Origin of the sequence: Ferrimicrobium sp., from assembly GCA_022690815.1 — a bacterium.
In the GTDB taxonomy this organism is placed as follows: Bacteria; Actinomycetota; Acidimicrobiia; order Acidimicrobiales; family Acidimicrobiaceae; genus Ferrimicrobium.
Genome location: JALCZJ010000015.1, coordinates 1 through 16,927 on the forward strand (window position 1 = coordinate 1; position 16,927 = coordinate 16,927).

The following is a 16,927-nucleotide window of genomic DNA, read 5'->3' on the forward strand; positions in this document are numbered from 1 at the left end:
TCTGCCAAGGATCGATCCACAATCACCCGGATAGCACGCAGAGGATGATCTGCAGGTACCCGCTCCTCCAGGGACAGATAACTGAACATCGCACCCATCTCTACCTTGGCTCCACGCATGATCGATTCCCTCCGTGCCCTGTTGCGGCAATTATACCACGGACTTTTTCAGCAGCCTGTTAGTCATTTCTTCTGTCCTTCCCCAAAATCCTGGGTTGAATGCTTCTGTTGCTCCATCCAGGCATCGAGGTCCTTTCGAGAGAACCGCCATTGGCCCCTAACCTTGAATGCGGGGAGCTCTCCGCCATGCGCCATGGAGTAGATGGTCTTTTCACCAACCTTCAACAGGGCCGCCACGTCCTTGATCGCTAGCACTTCTTCGCCTTGCACTGGTCTCCCCTAAGACGACACTTGGAGTCGCCTGTTGATGCGCAACACCCAAGGATTGACAAGAAAAGACAGATGGTACTCTCGCATGACATATTCTACTAATCTTGTTCTGTGTTGCACAACACCAAACATTGGGCTAAAATTCGGCCTATGAATAGCTTTGGCGAAACCGTCCGTGACCTAAGGGTCGCACAAGATCTTGGCTTGCGAGAAACAGCAAGCAAGATCGGCATTTCGCCTGCTTATCTGAGCAGGATAGAGCGAGGCAAGGAGCGCCCCCCCAGACCGGAGGTTGTTAAGGCGCTCGCCAAGGAGCTCGCAGCCGACCCGGATGTTCTGTTTCGCCTCTCCTCATCGACCGACCCGGAAGTTGTTGATTTCTTGCATGAACAGCCAGAGGCAATGGCATTTCTTCGTTATCTCAAAGATGCCTCGTTCACCGAGGTTGAAATGAAGCAACTATTGAAGCTTGCCGAAGACATCAAGAAGCCTGCGAAGTGAGGTGTGTCACTGATCAAAGTAAGGCAATCTCCGCCTCACGCCGCGTCACCAGTCTAGGCAAGATTTTTCCGCCTCCATAGATCCAGCGGCGCAGCTCTGTCTCGGCGGTAATCCAGTCCCGCTGATTGATCCGCCGCAGCAGTGTCGACGTCTGCAGCCGCCCTGCGCCAAGGTTGAACGTGAAGTCAACGATGGCCGCGAGCCGACCCTCCTGCTCCGTGGCCAGAGCAGGGCAGTAGCGCAGCGTCGTCGCCAGAGCAGTCTGCAGATCGCGCGTCAGATAGACCTCCGCTTCCGCCTCCGTGATCGGTGGGTGCTTCGGGTCGCAAAGATGGCCGTACCCAATCGTCCAGAACCCTGCTGGGCAGATATAGGGAACGGCGGTGATCTCGACTCCGCGCTTCACCTTGCGCTCGAATCCCTCGAAGCGCTTGGCCAGCTCAATGGCTGCTTTTGGCACCTCGATCACGGCCGCACCCGATCAAACACGCGCCCACGGAACCTCAACCTGGGGAGAAGGAGGCGGACTACCAACGCCATGAGGTTGCGCAGCAGGTGGCGGGCCTGGTCGCGTTCAAGAGCGAGCTGGGGCGGTTTTGCCGCACCTACGCCTATATGGCGCAACTCATCGACTTCGGCGACCCTGAACTCGAAAACTACGCGGCCTTCGCCAAGTTGCTCGGCAAGCGCCTCGATGGCGAGGCGGTCGAGAACATCGATCTGAAGGCGCTGGTCCTGATGGGCTTCGACATCAAGGCGACGCCGCTGGTCCCGAAGCCAGACCCCGAGCAGCCCGTCCTCAAGCCCATTGGGCCAGGCGGCACCGATGGCACCGCGGACGACGCGAAGTACCTCAAGGAGATCATCGAAAAGCTCAACCACCTCTTCGGCGACGCCGCACCCGTACGCGACCAGTTGGCGTTCGCCAACCAGGTTGCCTCGATCACGCAGGAGAGCGACGTGGTGATGGCTCAGATCGAGAACAACGCGCGCGACCAGGCCATGAAGGGCAATCTGCCAGGCGCCGTGCAGAACGCGGTGGTCAGGGCGCTCACGTCCCACCAAAAGCTGGCGACCGTTCTCCTAAAAGCCGACAAGCAAGTCATGACGGCGTTCATCGACCTGATCTACGAACTGGACAGGGATCGGCGCACGCTCGACATGGGGGACGCGGGTGCTTGACCTACTCAATCTGCCCGGCATCGAGCCGGTGGATCTGCGCAGCGAGAACGGCTCGATCGTCATCGTCGCGCAGTACAGCCTTGAGGGGCTGCCGATATGCCCGTCGTGCGGGCAACCCATGTACCGGCACGGCAAGCGTGTGACCGATGTGGCCGACACGCCGCTGCAAATGCAGCCCGTGCGCCTGGAGATCAGCAGGCCGCGTTTTCGCTGCGGAGCCTGCGGCACGATGGACACGCCCGAGTTGCCATTCCTGGATGAGCGACGCCGGGCAACGCGCAGGCTCGTGGACGCCATCCGCGAGCGGTGCCTGAGCACAACATTCCACGCCATGTCACAACAGACGGGCCTGGCCGTCAACACCATCAAGAACATCGCGCATGACCTAATCGAGGACCTTGAGCGCACCGTGCGCTACGAGACGCCGATCATCATGGGGATCGATGAGGTGATGATCGGGGGTGACTACCGATGTGTCATCACGAACCTCGCGACCAACAGCATCTTCGACATGCTGGAGGCGCGGACCCAGCAACACCTCAAACCCTACTTCGCGAAGCTCCCCAACAGAGAGCGCGTCGAGTGGGTCTGCATGGACATGTGGCGGCCCTACAAGAACTCGTTTGAAGCCTACTTACCGAACGCACGGCTGGTGATCGACAAGTTCCATGTCGTGCGCATGGCCTCTGACGCGCTCGAAGCTGAGCGCAAGCGTATCCAGTCCAAGCTGGATAAGGATGACCGGATCAAGGTCAAGAAGTCGCTGCGCTGGCTGACGCTCAAGCGCCCGAAGTCACTCAGCCCGACGGAGCTTCGCGCGCTCGATGCTGTGCGCGCGAACTATCCAGCCCTCGCGCTGGCCTACGACTTCAAGGAGACCTTCTACCGCATCTACGACGATCCCGACAAGGCTTCCGCAATGCGTGCCTTCGAGGCATGGGAGAACTCCATCCCGGACAAGGAGCTGAACGAGTTTCGCTCCTTGGCGAGGACGGTGTGAGACCACTACGCCGACATCTTCGCCTACTGGGACTCTCCGGCACAGATCACAAACGCCTACACCGAGAGCCTGAACGGGCTGATCAAGATCGCCAACCGCAACGGACGCGGGTATAGCTTCGAGATCCTTCGGGCCAAGGCGCTGTACGCCAAGGAGGCTCGCAAGGTGGGGAGCGTGATCCGGCTGATCGACGCCGGACAACCGCGAGTTGCAACCACCGAGGGCCGCAAGCCCGTCGATTACGGGCCGCACATTCCAACCTTGGTGGCCATGTCCGAGTCCGGCCAACTGGACTGACGGACAGCATCTCTTCCTACCTCATTTTGCACATAGCCATTTTTCCCTGCTATCGCGCCTAGGGTGAGAGGGGTGGAGACATCAAAGGCTCGGATCATACTCTCAGAGCTCGTCGGTGATCCCCGTCTCGTGTTGGTAAGCGGCAAGGGAGGCGTGGGCAAGTCGAGCATCGCTCGTTTGATTGCGATGATTGCGGAGGCCGCCAGTCTCAAGCCGTTGCTCGTCCTCTTCGACGAGTTCGGTGGTGCCTCGAGCGGCATCGAACAGGTGATCCTGTTGCCGGATGCGGTCATGCTCGAATATCTTGAGACCCACGGCTTTGGACCACTTGCCCAGCGCCTGTTGAAGTCAGGGGTGATCGATGCGGTGTCCACCGCGATACCCGGCATTCGCGACCTGCTCGTGTTGGCCAAGATCAAACAGCTGGTGAACTCGGGCATCTACGATCTCGTGCTGGTCGATGCACCCGCCTCAGGGCATCTCCTGTCGCTCCTCTCATCACCAGATGGGCTCAGTGCCATCGCATCCGATGGGCCGATCGCCCAGCAGAGCGCCGATGTCCTTGAGCTTCTGCGTGACCAGGAGCTCACTGGTGTGGTTCTGGTCACCGTGCCGGAGGAGACACCGGTGCAAGAGACGACCGAGGTGTATGCACACCTTACGACTTCGCTGGCAACGAATGTCCTCTCGTGTATCGTGAACCGGATGCCGGCTACAGTCCAACTGCGTACGGATCTTGTAGACGGAACGGCTGAGCAACAGGCCAACCAGTACCTTGCCTCGCGATCGGGGTTTGCCAACAAGCAGGCTCGAAGCATTCAAGAGCTTTTGGGGATCCCGACGTTTGAGTTCCCGTACGTCGAGGACGCATCCCAACCGAGTCGTGCGGCTCAATTCCTCTACGATCAGGCGGATGAGTGGGGACTGTCGTAGTGGAGCTTTTCGATGCCATCGGCACCAAAGAGACGTTGGTTTGCATTGGCCCGGGAGGTGTCGGCAAGACCACCAGCGCTGCTGCCGTGGGGATGATGCTCGCCAAGGCAGGGCGTAAGGTTTGCGTACTCACGATCGATCCTGCCCGTCGACTGGCCTCGGCGCTGGGTCTTGACCGGGTGGACAACGAGCCGGTGTTGGCCAGCTCCGAACTACCCAACTATTGGGTCGCGATGCTCGACCCAAAGCAGACCTTTGACGCGATGATCAAGCGATATGCCTCGACGCCGACGCAGGAGCAAGAGATCGTTGACAACCCGGTGTATCGCAATCTGGTGACGAGGCTGTCAGGAACCCAGGAATACATGGCCTTCGAGCGACTCTGGGAGCTGCGTGAGAGTCAGCGCTTTGATACCATCGTCGTCGACACGCCACCAGCACAGGCGGCGATCGACTTTCTCCATGCACCGAGTCGGTTGGCGGGATTTTTAGACAATCGTGTGTTCAGGTTCATGCTCAAACCCCCACCGCTCTACCTGCGTCCGATCGCGATGGCAACCCGGAGTTTGGTCAAGCAGATTGCCAATGTCGTCGGTGCCGATATGGTCAACGACACGATGGCCTTCTTCCAGGCCTTTTCCGGCATTGAAGATGGGTTTCGTGAGCGCGCCCTAATGACGAGTGAGCTGCTGGCCTCCGAGACCACCAGTTATCTTTTGGTGTCATCACCAGCGCCAGATGCGTTGGCGGCAGGGAGCCGGATGGTCGAGTTGTTGCAAGGCATTGGGCATCGAGTCGATAGCGTGCTGATCAACCGTGTGACGCCGACGTATAAGGCGTACCCACGGGATCTTGGGGCACCAAACGACGCGAAACGTGACCTTGAGCGCCTGATACAGATGCGAGAGCGCGAGCAGCTGGTGATTGACGAGTGGGGCCAAGGTCTCGGACTCGACGGCTGGTACCTTTTAGAGGATCTCGCGACCGATGTCTCAAACCTCGCCGCGCTAGGCGAAGTGGCGATCGCTATGGAGCGCTGCGCGTTGGTACCGTTCCAGCCCAAGGAGTAGGATAGTCACCTATGGCAACCATTCTTCTTGTCACCGACTCTCCTGAGCTTGAGGAGGAGATCGCATCGACCCTCGATGCGGATGAGCACACCCTCTATTCGATCACCGAAGGTAGGGCGGCGAGAGCTGCCTGTAAAGAGGTGCAACCAGATGTTGTCGTCTTGGATTCGCAGATCGGCTCGATGGGGGGCATCGCCGTATGCATCGACCTCCGCCTTGAGGCCGATGCTAACAGGCTCGAGCCCACCCGGATTATCTTGCTCCTCGACCGTCGTGCCGATGTGTTTACCGCCAAGCGTTCTGGAGCTGATGGCTACCTCGTAAAGCCGTTGAACTCGCTCATGCTTCGTGACGCGGTGGAGACGGTGCTTGAGGGCAACCTCTTCCTCGACAACTCATATCAACCGCTTGACAGTAGTCGCGCGGTCGAAGAAGCATCTACACTGATAGCCAACGGGAAGTAGCGCAGCTTGGCAGCGCGCAGCGTTCGGGACGCTGAGGTCGCGGGTTCAAATCCCGCCTTCCCGACCAAATGAGCACGCCGATGCTGCGTGATGCAGCTACCATCATGCTGGTTCGCGATGCCCCCAACGGCTTTGAGGTGTTGCTGCTCAGGCGCAACAAGGATCTCGCCTTCGCTGGGGGTGCACACGTGTTTCCGGGCGGGTCGGTCGATGCTGGTGATGCTGACCCGTGGATTTTGGACCGTTGTGTCGGGGTCGAACCGGGTGCCTTTGACGAACTCCTCGGTGTGCCCAACGCGCTGCGTTTTGCCGTGGCCGCGCTTCGCGAGGCTTACGAGGAGGCGGGGATTCTCCTGCGGGGATCCTCGGCAGCGCTGGATCAACGAGAACTCGAAGGCCAACTACATCGACGGCGAACGGCCCTGATCTCCGGTGAGCGCTCGTTTCGAGCGATTGTCGAAGATCTCGACCTCTTCCTTGATGCAGGTGCACTCGCCTACGTCGCTCACTGGATCACCCCACAAGGGGCTCCTCGTCGCTTTGACACCCGGTTTTTCCTTGCTCGGGTACCATCTGACCAGCTTGCAACCCCGGATCGTTCGGAGATCGTTGGAGAGGTCTGGATTACTCCGCAAGACGCATTAGCCCACTATCGTGAGGGAGTCTTTGAGCTGGTGCTTCCTACAGTGAAGAACCTTGAATTCCTCGCGTTGTTTCACGATGTCGACGCCTTGATGGATGCAGCGCGATCCTTGTCGATGATCGAAGCGATCCAACCGCGGTTCTATCGAAGGAGCGATGGCAGCGTTGCGGTCGCGCTGCCTGGTAGTCCCGAGTTTGATCAGGCGTCTGAAACGATTCTCGCTCCCGGTGAGGCACTCCCGACTCGCCCGAGTGATGCTCAGGCCCCACCACTTGCTTGATATCACTACGATTCAGCGATGAGAGCGATGGTGTTTCCCCACACTTGTTAGTAGGCTAGCCATCGTGTCGATCGCCACCTGGTCCCACGCCGAGGACACCGGCGACGCAACGACGTTTGCTGACATTCTGGGTTCGCTATGGCCAGCCTGGCCAGATGACACGCCGACGCGTAGGCTCTGGGTGCTCGCTGGATTGGGTGCGTTCGCCCAACTTGTTGTTCTGCTGGTGTACGCGCTCAACAAGTTCCATCATTTCGATCTCTCCGAAGACTATGGAATCGTCAATCAGGCGACCTTTGAGATCGCCCATGGACACCTCAACCCGTTTGACACCATCTATCAGGATCAATTCTGGCGTGATCAGTTTTCGTTGATGGCCTGGCCACTGGCACTGGTACGTCTTGTTACGCGCTCTGGATTGACCTTGCTCGTGGTCCAATCGCTGGCGTTGGCAGCGACGACGTTGACGGTTCTTCTCGCTGGGATCCAGGTCGTCTCTGCTCAGCGTCTTTCCCGGTCGCTCCAGTACACGCTGCTGGCTTCGCTTGCTTTCATCACCATGGCGAACCCATGGCTCTATGAGGCCGCCTCCTTTGATTTCCACTTCCAGTCGATTGCGACCGTTACGTTACTGCTGGCGGTGCTCGGTTTCTGCGGGCGTCACCATCGAGTGGCCTGGGTAATGATCGGGCTGACGTTACTCTGTGGCTCCAGTGAGATCTTGCTGGTCATCGGCGTCGGGCTCGGGTTTGTGCTCATCGGTAAGTATCGACGCACGGGACTGGCCGTTGCCGTAGTCGGGGTTCTCTGGCTGGTTGTCGATCTGGCGTTTGGTGCTCATCAGTCGACAACGTTTGCGCTGAGCTATGGCTACCTGGCGACGACGCATCAGCCGAACCCGGCAGCGCTGGCCATCGCTCAAGGAGTTGTGCTGCACCCTGGGCATGCTTTGGGCGTGCTCACAAGCCGGCGCCTGGCTATTGAGGAGATCCTCGGCTATGGTGGGATCTTGGGCGTGCTGTTCCCTCCCGCGGGAGTGGCGACCCTGGTGGCGATCCTTGCGAACGGCCTACAGCACTCTGGGGCATTCCTGTCTCTGCAATCGGGTGGCTTCCAGAACCTCCCGGAGGTCGCCCTCCTGCTTGTTGGCACGGCGTGTGTCTGGACGTGGCTTCTGTGTGGCCCGCGTGGTCGGTTTGCCAAGCGAGTGACATCGAAGCGCTGGCCGCTCGCTACGGCCATAGCCCTTGTCTCGCTTATCATTGCGGTGGCCGGACTTGGCATCGACGCCAAGATCCCACCCCTATGGCTTAGAGTTCCCCCAGTCGCTGCTAGCGAATTCGCTTCGATCGCGATTCCCGCCTCCGACGAGGTCATAGCCTCGGAGGGGGTTGTGGGGAGGTTCAGTGCGCGTCTCGAGGTCTTTGGGATCTTCGATGCGGAACAACACTTTCAAGCCTGTAGCTCGACCATCTTTGTCGTCGTGGCTGCGGACAATGGGTTTCAGGTCTCACCGACCGTTAAGGGCGCCCCGATTATCGCCGATCTCGATCACGATCGAGATGCCCACCGTCGTGTGGATGGGCCCCAGGTGCAGATCTTCGAACTCGTTGATCAGCAAGTCGGGACGTTTCTCAGCTTCTCGACTCATCATGGGTTGTTGGTGAGCCGGGCCCCAAGCTTTGGTGATGAGCGCTGCAGCGATGAGGATGGAAGGATTCTGTCCTAGATCGAGATCGCTTAGGGCTCCGCCGTGTCGACATTGTCACGGATGGACCAACGCTTGCACATTGTTTATGTGAGCGAGGTCGTCACCCGGTGACGAATGTTCACATTGGGTTGTTTTTTTGTTTACCATCTGGCAGGTGCAAATTTTCTTTCGATAGATATCGTTAGATCCATGATCAAAACATCTCGTACCCACCGAGCGCTCAAGACGATACTGGCCCTGGCTGGGACGGCAAGTATTTTGGCAGCTTGCGGTTCTACATCGTCAGCCTCCTCGTCAACGACGACCGCATCTAAGACCAAGAGCCCCGTGGTGCCGCTGGTGGTCTATGGGGCGGAGGGTTATGCGCCCGCGGTAGCTAAAGGTTTTCAGCAGGCGACAGGGATCCCCACGGAAATGGTGAATCACTCCACCGGCACGCTGTTGGCAAAGATATCGGCTGAAGCCGAGAATCCCCAATGGGGAGTCTTCTGGTCGGACGGTTCAGATGCCTATGCAGCGCTCGATCAGCAACACTACTTGTTGCGCAACTTCGAGCCGACGACAGGCACGTTAACGACTCTCGGTAAGACTCTGGTGCCTGCTGATGGCAGCTACATCCCGACTGGACTGACGATCGCCGGCGCCTTTGTCTATAACTCCAAAGTGCTCACCAGCCCGCCGACGTCGTGGAACAGCCTGCTGACGTCACAATGGAAGGGTGCTCTTGGCATGAACAACCCAGCAATCTCGGGACCCACCTATACTGCAGTTGCTTCAATCATGCAGCAACAAGGTGGTGTGGCGGCCGGTGAGGCCTACTTTAAGAAGCTTGCGGCTAACGGGCTCCACATCTACTCGACCAACAAGGTGACGCTCAGCGCGCTCTTGAAGGGTCAGATCAAGGTGGCGCTGGTTCAAAACTCGGCGGGTATCGGGTTCGCGATGAACACACCAGGGTTAAAGGTTGCGTACCCTGACAAATCTGCCTTGTTGCCTAGCGTCATTGGCATCGACGGGAAAGCCTCGAAGACAGAGATCGCTGAGGCAAAAAAGTTCGCTGATTTCGTCTATAGCCCGAAGGGTCAGGCCCTGATGTTGAGCGGTGATCCTCAAGGTGATTCGCTCTTCTTCCCGATCATCGAGGGAACGAAGGCGCATTCTGAGGTTCCAAACCTCAAAGCTATCCCGACCGACTATCCCAACCCGCTGGTGTGGGGGCCGCGGGAGTCCACCATCAACGCCTGGTTCACCAACAACATCGTTCAGTAGGCACCCATGGTAGCTACCCAAGAGCGACCGGTTGAGCCACAGGAGCGCCCTCAGAGTGGGTTTGTGATGACGCGCTGGCTGGCGCGCATCGCCAATGCCTTGGGCTGGCCGATCTTCTGGGTCGTGCTCGTCATTGTCTTGTTGGTGCCTACCGCGTGCTTTCTCATCCTTGCGATATCACCACGCCTGTTCGATCAGGGGAGCTCCTGGTTGACGCTCGCGGCCTTCCGCGAAGCGCTTACCGGCGTGACGCTACAAGGCATGGCCGACTCGCTGGTGGTCGGCATCCTGGCTGCAGTGTTCGCGGTCGCCGTCGCGATCGTGCTGGCGTGGCTGTTGCAACGGACCAATGTCCTCGGTCGTCGGATTTGGTCGATTGCGCTTTGGGCGGTACTACTGGTGCCGAGTTACATCATCGCCGTCGGCTGGCAGGTTGTCCTGGGCCAGGGTGGTGTCCTCTCTACCCTTGGAATCTATAGCCCCGTCTACACCAAGATCTTTTTTGGCCCAGTCGGTTACGTGATCGTCTTGGCAATCAAAGGCTTGCCCTTTGCCTATTTTGCGGTGGCTGGGTCGATCGCGGCGTTGGGATCGAGCTACGAAGATGCGGCCAGGGTCCATGGTGGTGGGCGTGTTGCAACGCTCCGGGTCGTTGTTCCGATGATCCTCCCATCCATCTTCGCTGGGCTCATCGTTGTCTTCGCTGAGTCGATCGCTGACTTCGGGACTGCTGCTGTGATCGCGCCCAATGCGCACTTCCCAATCGCAACCTATAACTTGTACGTTGCGCTGTCGTCGTATCCGGCCAACTTTGGGGTCGCGGCGGTCATCGGGTTGATGCTCGTTGTCGCGGTAGCGGTCGCGCTCTGGCTGCAGAAGCGCTTTCTCCGCAGCCGGTCCTATGCGGTACTTGGGGGTCGAACCAGATTGGCTGGCAAGGTACACCTGTCTCGTCGTGGCCAGCTCATGGCCCTGGCGGTGCTCGGCGTCGTATTCTTTGCCGCGATTGGTGTTCCGATCCTTGGAGCTCTCGTTTCGTCGATGCTCAAGCCCCTGGCTTCGCTCTCGATCCACAACCTGACGTTCAGTGCCTATCGTGGCCTCTTTGGGGTTTCTGGTTTGGGCACTTCGATCGCCTTCTCGTTCAAGTTGGCCGTACTCAATGGCTTTCTCGCGTTATTGCTTGGAGCCGTGATTGCACGACGACTGTCGAGGCAAGGAACCAGCCTGATCGATAAGCTGCTCGACGTGACGGTGCTGGCGGCGATTGCGCTGCCTGGCCTGGTGTTGGCCGCCGGATATATCTTTGCCTACAACCTGCCGGTACTATCCAGTTTAGGGATCAACATCTATGGGACTGTGATCGTTCTCGCCATGGCCTACCTAGCCGGTGCGTTGCCCTCTACCACGCGGGTATTAGCTGGCCCGATGTCTCAGGTGCGTGGTTCCCTGCTAGACGCCGGCCGGGTCCACGGTTCCGGGCTGGCCGAGTCCTGGTGGCGTTGCGCCATCCCGTTGATTGGGCCAAGCCTGTTGTGGGCGTGGCTTTTGACGTTCGCGGCGACGTTTTTAGAGCTGCCAGCGTCCGAGCTTTTGGCGCCCCCGGGCACCCAACCGATTGCTGTGGCTATTGTTCAAGTCCTCGGGAAGTCAAATCTTGCCCAAGGTACCGCGTTGTCGATTGTCGCTCTGTTGATCGACCTCGGGATGATCGTTGTGATCTCGCTCCTCTTTCGCTTCCTGGCACCCAAGGGTTGGCGGCGACTTGGGGCGAACGTTCTTTAAGGAGTGTCGATGGGACTTGGAACGGTTAGTGCACCGAGCTTGAGGGTTGATGGTGTTAGTAAACGCTACAGTGCCGAGCGGTTAGCGCTCGACCGTGTGCGATTTCAGACACGCTCTGGTGAGTTTGTCGTCCTACTTGGCCCATCCGGTAGTGGTAAGTCGACGCTGATACGGTTGATCGCCGGCATCGAGTCTCTTGATGCCGGCGAGATTGCCTTTGACGGCAGGACCGTTGCCGACGGCAAGCGCCACCTCCCGCCAGAGGGCCGTGAGCTTGCCATGGTGTTCCAAGATTATGCCTTATGGCCGCACATGAAGGCAGTCGATAACGTTGCCTTTGCATTGCGGCGCTTGAAGATGAGCGCGCAGGAACGTCGCAATGCGTCCATGGAGATGCTTGAGCGGGTAGGGCTTGCGCAGCGTGCTCAGCAGTATCCCAATGATCTCTCCGGTGGTGAGCAGCAGCGGGTTGCCCTAGCTCGCGCGCTCGTCGCCAAGCCCGGACTGTTGCTTTTCGATGAGCCGTTATCGAACCTCGACGCGGACTTACGAGAGCGCCTTCGTGTCGAGATCGCCAGTCTCACACGTGAGTGTGGTTCTACTGCCATCTACATCACGCATGACCAGTCGGAGGCATTCGCGCTCGCTGACAAGGTCGGTGTGCTGCAGGCTGGGAAACTGGTCCAGTACTCTACCCCGGAGGCGCTCTATTCCGCTCCTGAGACACCGTTTGTCGCTCGATTCACTGGCTTGGCTGGAGAATTGGTGGGCGAGGTTGTGTCAGAGATCAATCCGAATACGTTCCTTGTGCGAGTCAATGGGATCCATTTGACGGTTCGAGCGAGCGGTTGCGATGTCGGTCGAAGCCCGAGACACGTGCGGATCCTGATTCGCACGGCGGCGGCCACCGTGCAGGGCCTCATTGACCGGAACGAAGCATTGGGTCCCAACGAGTTTCCGGGGACGGTGTGCGACGTTGCTTTTCGTGGCCGTGGCTATGACCATGTCGTCGAGGTCGAGGGTGGGCATCGGTTGGTGGGAGTGTTTGCTCCAGAGCGGTTTGACCGAGGTGCCCGGGTTTACCTCACGCTGAACGAGGCCGGATGTTTCGCCTTTCCAGAGGAGGATGCGGCTCCAAGCGATGCGTTGGCAGGCGTTACATCCCAGGTTGGTGCATTGAGCTGAACCAGCGCTTGTGCGCAGATCGTCGATGCACCTGAACCAGCGGAGCGTGAACTTGGCCTGCCTGGTTGTGGCCCTTTGCCTATACTCGGCTGCGTAAATGATTCACAGTGGTCGCAGAGACCCGGTTGCTGACACATCGGTTGAAGTAATCGCAACGCTCGGGAAGTGGCCAAGGCGGTCAACGGTTGGGCCATCATGCTCGTCGATCTGGGTCAAACAGAAGCTCCGATGATGGCGAGAGGGCAGCCTATCAGCACCGACTCACGGTGCCGTGACGGCGTCCCAAAGGTGAGCGGTGCAGCTGGCCAACTGGTCATCTTGGCGCCCCAACTCTTCGAGGATTCGCGATGTCAGCTCGATCATCGCCCCCTGCTCCTCAAGCGAGGGCGCGAGCGGAAGGCTAGCCAGCAGTGGAATCGCGTAGGTGGCCGCGATGTGTGCCCCGCCTCCAGCGCCAAAGGGGGTCAGCACCTCGCCATGGGGGCATACCAGTGAACTCATGTTCTCGATAACGCCTAGCAACGATAGATTTGCCTTGATCGCAAACGAGGCGGCGCGTTCGGCGACGTGACTCGCTAGTGGGGATGGCGTTGTAACGAGGGCAACCTTGGTTGCCGGCAAGAGGCGAGCGAGGGTCATCGGAATGTCGCCGGTTCCTGGTGGCAGGTCGATAATGAGAAAGTCTGGATTGTCCCAGTCTACATCCTCGATGAAGTGCTGTAGGGCTCGCGATAGCATCAGCCCTCGCCACATTATCGCCGATCCCGCCTGCTCGACCATCATCCCCATGGAGACGACGGCCAACGTTCCTGGTCCAATGGTGGTTCGATATGGCTTGATTTGAAAGTGATTGGGATTACCATCTGCCTGCAGCCGTTCGTTGGTGGCCTCGAGCAGCTGCGGCTGTGAAAACCCCCAGATGTCAGCGTCCAATAGGCCGACGCGATAACCGCGTCGCGCGATGTTGTTCGCTAGTGCTACGGCGATCGATGACTTGCCGACGCCGCCTTTACCAGAGGAGAAGGCGAGCAGCTGGGTCCCTTGGAGGCCTGGTGGCGTGGTTGCGCGGTCCTGAGCTCGCGAGCGCGCACGCTGCATGGCGTCCTCCTTTTCGGAGGAGGTCAGCTCAGTGAACGCGACCGCCACCGATCGTCCACCGAGTTCGGTATCGCCCATGGCGTCGATCAGGCTGGTTTTGATCTGGTTCTTTAGCGGGCAACCAGGTGTCGTCAACGCCACGAGTACTGATACCTGGCCGGTGGTGACGGTCACCTCCCGGATCATCTTGAGTTCACCTAACGTGAGGCCAAGCTCTGGGTCAGGTAGTGATTCGGCAATGGTGCGCACCTGTGAGGCGAGCGCTGATTCGGTGGGCATACCATCCAGCCTAGTAAACGCCTGGTAATCGCGTGGACCGATCGCCTACGATGTCGTATTGGATTCGTTGCGATGAGCGCATGGGGAATCGTCAAAGACCAGGAGTGGCCCGGTTCTGAGGTCCGTCACGGATTCGCACTATACTAAATTCCAAGAACACGGTAGAGTCGTAGACGTAGCCTCAAGTGTGCCGGAGTACGGTTGCCAGCGTGGCCGTGTCTGCGAAAAGATCAAGACGCAGAAGTTGCAGACCAACAACTAACGATCAAAAGGAGCGATCATGGCAATGACATCAGTGAAGATTGGCAAGCGGCCCTCGGTGATCACCCTCACCGACCGGGCAGTGGCAAAGGTTGGCGCTCTGCTCGCCGAAGAGGAGGGGTCGGAGGGTCTCTTCCTTCGTGTGGCCGTTGCCCCCGGTGGGTGCTCAGGCTATAGCTATGACATGTTCTTTGACAGTGAGGTAGCCGATGACGATATCTCCACGGTGTTTGGCGACGTGCGGGTGGTCGTTGACGCCGCCTCCGCTGAGTTGATCAAGGGTGCCCAGCTCGACTACAGCGATTCGTTGAGTGAAGCTGGTTTTCACATCACCAATCCAAACGCGACCAGAACCTGTGGTTGCGGTTCGTCCTTCTCTTAGTCCGGTTCTCATATCGGCAGGTCTTGGTCGAGCGTTCGGCCGCGACTCATCGTTGTGAAGGCGAACTACTTGCCAGGGCCGTCCGGTAGTCCAAACCTGTAGCCAACCGATCGGACCGTCTGAATGAGCGATTCGTGGGACTCGCCGAGCTTTGCTCGCAACCGGCGAATATGAACGTCGACGGTTCGTGCGCCGCCATAATATTCATAACCCCAGACCCTCGAGAGCAAGGTCTCTCGTGAGAAGACCTTGCCCGGGTGGCTGGCGAGGAACTTAAGAAGCTCGTACTCCATGTAGGTCAGGTCCATCGGGTTGCCATCGAGTTGGGCCTGGTAGGTGTCGGTGTCGAGCATCAAGGGACCGACGCTAATGCGGCTGTGATCGCTCACCTGGCCGTGTCGCGCCAGGAGGTGTTGGAGCCTCACGGCGAGTTCGGTCCGGTCAAAGGGGGACACAGCGAAATCGTCGACCATGCCTTCACGCAGTGCGAGCTCGCTGACCTGGTGTCGCTCAACGAGCAGCAGCACGCCTGCGGCGTTTTCGCGGTTGCGGCGAAGCTCGCGGCACAATGCGACGGCACGGTCGAAGTCGGTGGTGGCATCGACGATGACCCCCGTTACCTGGTCTGGTACCGCGCTCTCCTCAGAGCTCAGCGTCACGAATTCGTAGCCGATGTCGTCGTAGAACTCCATAACCCGATGCAGGTTCTTGGGGGAGAAGACGGCGACGGTCGTCAACTAGAGCACCCTGAGATAGCGGTTCAGCTCGTATTGCGAGATTCGCGTGTTGTAGCGCTCCCACTCGGCGTGTTTGTTGCGGATAAACCACTCGGTGACGTGGTCGCCCAGTACCGATCGGACGATCTCAGACTCCTCCATCTGTAGCAGCGCCTCCTCGAGGCTGCTAGGCAGTGGCATGATATCGAGTGCGTCACGTTTTGACTCGGCAAGTGTGAACAGATTTTCTGTAGCCTCGCGTGGGAGTTCGGTGCTGTTCGCGAGGCCGTCAAGCCCGGCGGCGAGGATGGTCGCAAAGGCTAAGTAGGGGTTGCAGGCTGGATCCGGTGCTCGGTACTCGATTTGGTAGTTCTCTTCGCGGGTAGAAGGGGCAACGGGGACCCGCACGAGGGCCGATCGGTTGTGATGAGCCCAGGCGATATGGGCGGGCGCCTCGTAGCCGGGGACCAGGCGTTTGTAGGAGTTGACCCACTGGTTGGTGATCGCGGTCATCTCACCGGCGTGGGCGAGGAGGCCGGCAATGAAGTGGCGAGCCTGCGGGCTGAGCCCATCCGAGGAGTCGGGGTCGGCGAAGATGTTGTTATCGTCGTCAAAGAGTGCCATGTGCAGGTGCATGCCGGACCCCTGGACTCCCGCGAGTGGCTTTGGCATGAAAGTCGCCAGCACGTCAGCATTAGCGGCCACCCGTGAGATGATGAGACGTGCGGTGATGATGTTGTCGGCCATCGCTAAGGCGTCGGTGGCGCGTAGGTCGATCTCGTGTTGCGAGGGGGCGTCTTCGTGGTGCGAGTACTTGACGGCTATGCCGGCCTCCTCGAGGGCGAAGACCGTCTCTTTACGGAGCTCGGAGCCGGTATCGCTCAACGATAGGTCGAAATAGGATCCCTCGTCGATCGGCTGATTGGTGGCCGGGTTGAGGTAGAAGTACTCGATCTCTGGGGAGACGAAGAAGGTGAGCCCAAGGGCGTGCGTTCGTTCGAGTGCTCGTTTCAAGACATTGCGTGGACAGCCTTCAAAGGGCGTCCCATCCAGGTTGACCACGTCGCAGAACATGCGCGCAACGTGTGGCTGGTTGGGCAGAACCGTGAAGCTATCGGGGTCAGGTCGCGCAATGACATCGCTCTCTTGGATGCGTGAGAAGCCATCGATCGCCGAGCCGTCAAAGATCATTCCTTCGTCGAGTGCGTTGGAAAGCTCTGCCTGGGTGATTTGAAATGACTTCGGAATGCCGAGGACATCGGTAAACCAGAGCTGGATGAACTTGATGCGGCGTTCTTCGACGACATGGAGGACGAAGCGCCGTTTGTCCTCACGTATTTTGGTTGGATCCACACCCCTACTCTAAGGCGCTCGGGTCCCCGCTTGGATCGGTGGCTGACGCAGAGTTAACGGTGTATTCACATTGTGGCAGCTCGTTTGCTGTTGTATGGCCCATTAGGTTCAGGGCCGGTGCATAGCGCT

At 58.9% G+C, this 16,927-nt stretch carries 16 protein-coding genes, 1 tRNA gene and 2 pseudogenes; 13 read left to right on the forward strand and 6 right to left on the reverse strand.

All coding sequences use genetic code 11. The features are described from left to right. Both MP439_06065 and MP439_06070 read right to left on the reverse strand, forming a co-directional pair. On the reverse strand, positions 1–119 hold a 119-nt coding region (locus MP439_06065), incomplete at its 3' end, for an IS5/IS1182 family transposase (GenBank protein MCI2975626.1). A 63-nt stretch (positions 120–182) separates the two neighbouring features. After that, positions 183–389, reverse strand: coding sequence for a helix-turn-helix domain-containing protein (locus tag MP439_06070; protein ID MCI2975627.1), 207 nt, complete (start codon positions 387–389; stop codon positions 183–185). A gap of 114 nt (positions 390–503) precedes the next feature. On the opposite strand from MP439_06070, the gene MP439_06075 reads away from it, so the two are divergent. Then, positions 504–890: a helix-turn-helix domain-containing protein gene (locus tag MP439_06075; protein ID MCI2975628.1), complete on the forward strand. Its 387-nt coding sequence runs from the start codon at positions 504–506 to the stop codon at positions 888–890. Between the two features lie 13 nt (positions 891–903). Here MP439_06075 and MP439_06080 read toward each other — a convergent pair whose 3' ends face one another. Continuing rightward, entirely contained in the window at positions 904–1,359 is a 456-nt protein-coding gene (locus MP439_06080; protein ID MCI2975629.1) for a lysozyme, read from the reverse strand. 86 nt (positions 1,360–1,445) lie between these two features. On the opposite strand from MP439_06080, the gene MP439_06085 reads away from it, so the two are divergent. The 11 genes and pseudogenes from MP439_06085 (at position 1,446) to MP439_06135 (ending at position 12,709) form a co-directional block, all read left to right on the forward strand. Further along, positions 1,446–2,072, forward strand: a complete 627-nt coding sequence (locus MP439_06085; GenBank protein ID MCI2975630.1) for a hypothetical protein — start codon at positions 1,446–1,448, stop codon at positions 2,070–2,072. Next, positions 2,065–3,369 (forward strand): annotated as a pseudogene (locus MP439_06090) (ISL3 family transposase). The gene MP439_06085 and the pseudogene MP439_06090 overlap by 8 nt, the downstream one beginning before the upstream one ends. 72 nt (positions 3,370–3,441) lie before the next feature. Further along, positions 3,442–4,302, forward strand: coding sequence for a hypothetical protein (locus MP439_06095; protein MCI2975631.1), 861 nt, complete (start codon positions 3,442–3,444; stop codon positions 4,300–4,302). Next, positions 4,287–5,372: an AAA family ATPase gene (locus MP439_06100; GenBank protein ID MCI2975632.1), complete on the forward strand. Its 1,086-nt coding sequence runs from the start codon at positions 4,287–4,289 to the stop codon at positions 5,370–5,372. Before MP439_06095 ends, MP439_06100 begins: the two co-directional genes overlap by 16 nt. Positions 5,373–5,383: 11 nt before the next feature. Then, positions 5,384–5,836: a response regulator gene (locus tag MP439_06105; protein ID MCI2975633.1), complete on the forward strand. Its 453-nt coding sequence runs from the start codon at positions 5,384–5,386 to the stop codon at positions 5,834–5,836. After that, positions 5,827–5,903 (forward strand) — tRNA-Pro (locus MP439_06110). The genes MP439_06105 and MP439_06110 overlap by 10 nt, the downstream gene beginning before the upstream one ends. A 13-nt stretch (positions 5,904–5,916) precedes the next feature. Then, on the forward strand, positions 5,917–6,759 hold the full coding sequence (locus MP439_06115) for a hypothetical protein (GenBank protein MCI2975634.1): 843 nt from the start codon (positions 5,917–5,919) through the stop codon (positions 6,757–6,759). Positions 6,760–6,823: 64 nt separating this feature from the next. Beyond that, entirely contained in the window at positions 6,824–8,488 is a 1,665-nt protein-coding gene (locus MP439_06120; GenBank protein MCI2975635.1) for a DUF2079 domain-containing protein, read from the forward strand. A 171-nt stretch (positions 8,489–8,659) separates the two neighbouring features. Further along, on the forward strand, positions 8,660–9,739 hold the full coding sequence (locus MP439_06125) for an extracellular solute-binding protein (GenBank protein ID MCI2975636.1): 1,080 nt from the start codon (positions 8,660–8,662) through the stop codon (positions 9,737–9,739). 6 nt (positions 9,740–9,745) lie between these two features. Further along, entirely contained in the window at positions 9,746–11,524 is a 1,779-nt protein-coding gene (locus MP439_06130; GenBank protein MCI2975637.1) for an ABC transporter permease subunit, read from the forward strand. A gap of 9 nt (positions 11,525–11,533) precedes the next feature. Then, positions 11,534–12,709: an ABC transporter ATP-binding protein gene (locus MP439_06135; GenBank protein ID MCI2975638.1), complete on the forward strand. Its 1,176-nt coding sequence runs from the start codon at positions 11,534–11,536 to the stop codon at positions 12,707–12,709. A 261-nt stretch (positions 12,710–12,970) separates the two neighbouring features. Here the strand turns inward: MP439_06135 and MP439_06140 are convergent, their stop codons facing one another. Then, positions 12,971–14,086, reverse strand: a complete 1,116-nt coding sequence (locus tag MP439_06140) for an Mrp/NBP35 family ATP-binding protein (GenBank protein ID MCI2975639.1) — start codon at positions 14,084–14,086, stop codon at positions 12,971–12,973. A gap of 280 nt (positions 14,087–14,366) precedes the next feature. On the opposite strand from MP439_06140, the gene MP439_06145 reads away from it, so the two are divergent. After that, positions 14,367–14,729, forward strand: coding sequence for an iron-sulfur cluster assembly accessory protein (locus MP439_06145; protein ID MCI2975640.1), 363 nt, complete (start codon positions 14,367–14,369; stop codon positions 14,727–14,729). Between the two features lie 68 nt (positions 14,730–14,797). Here the strand turns inward: MP439_06145 and MP439_06150 are convergent. Then, positions 14,798–15,091 (reverse strand): annotated as a pseudogene (locus MP439_06150) (winged helix-turn-helix domain-containing protein). A gap of 375 nt (positions 15,092–15,466) precedes the next feature. After that, a complete protein-coding gene (locus MP439_06155; protein ID MCI2975641.1) occupies positions 15,467–16,798 on the reverse strand; it encodes a glutamine synthetase family protein in 1,332 nt (443 codons plus the stop codon). Between the last annotated feature and the right edge of the window lie 129 nt (positions 16,799–16,927).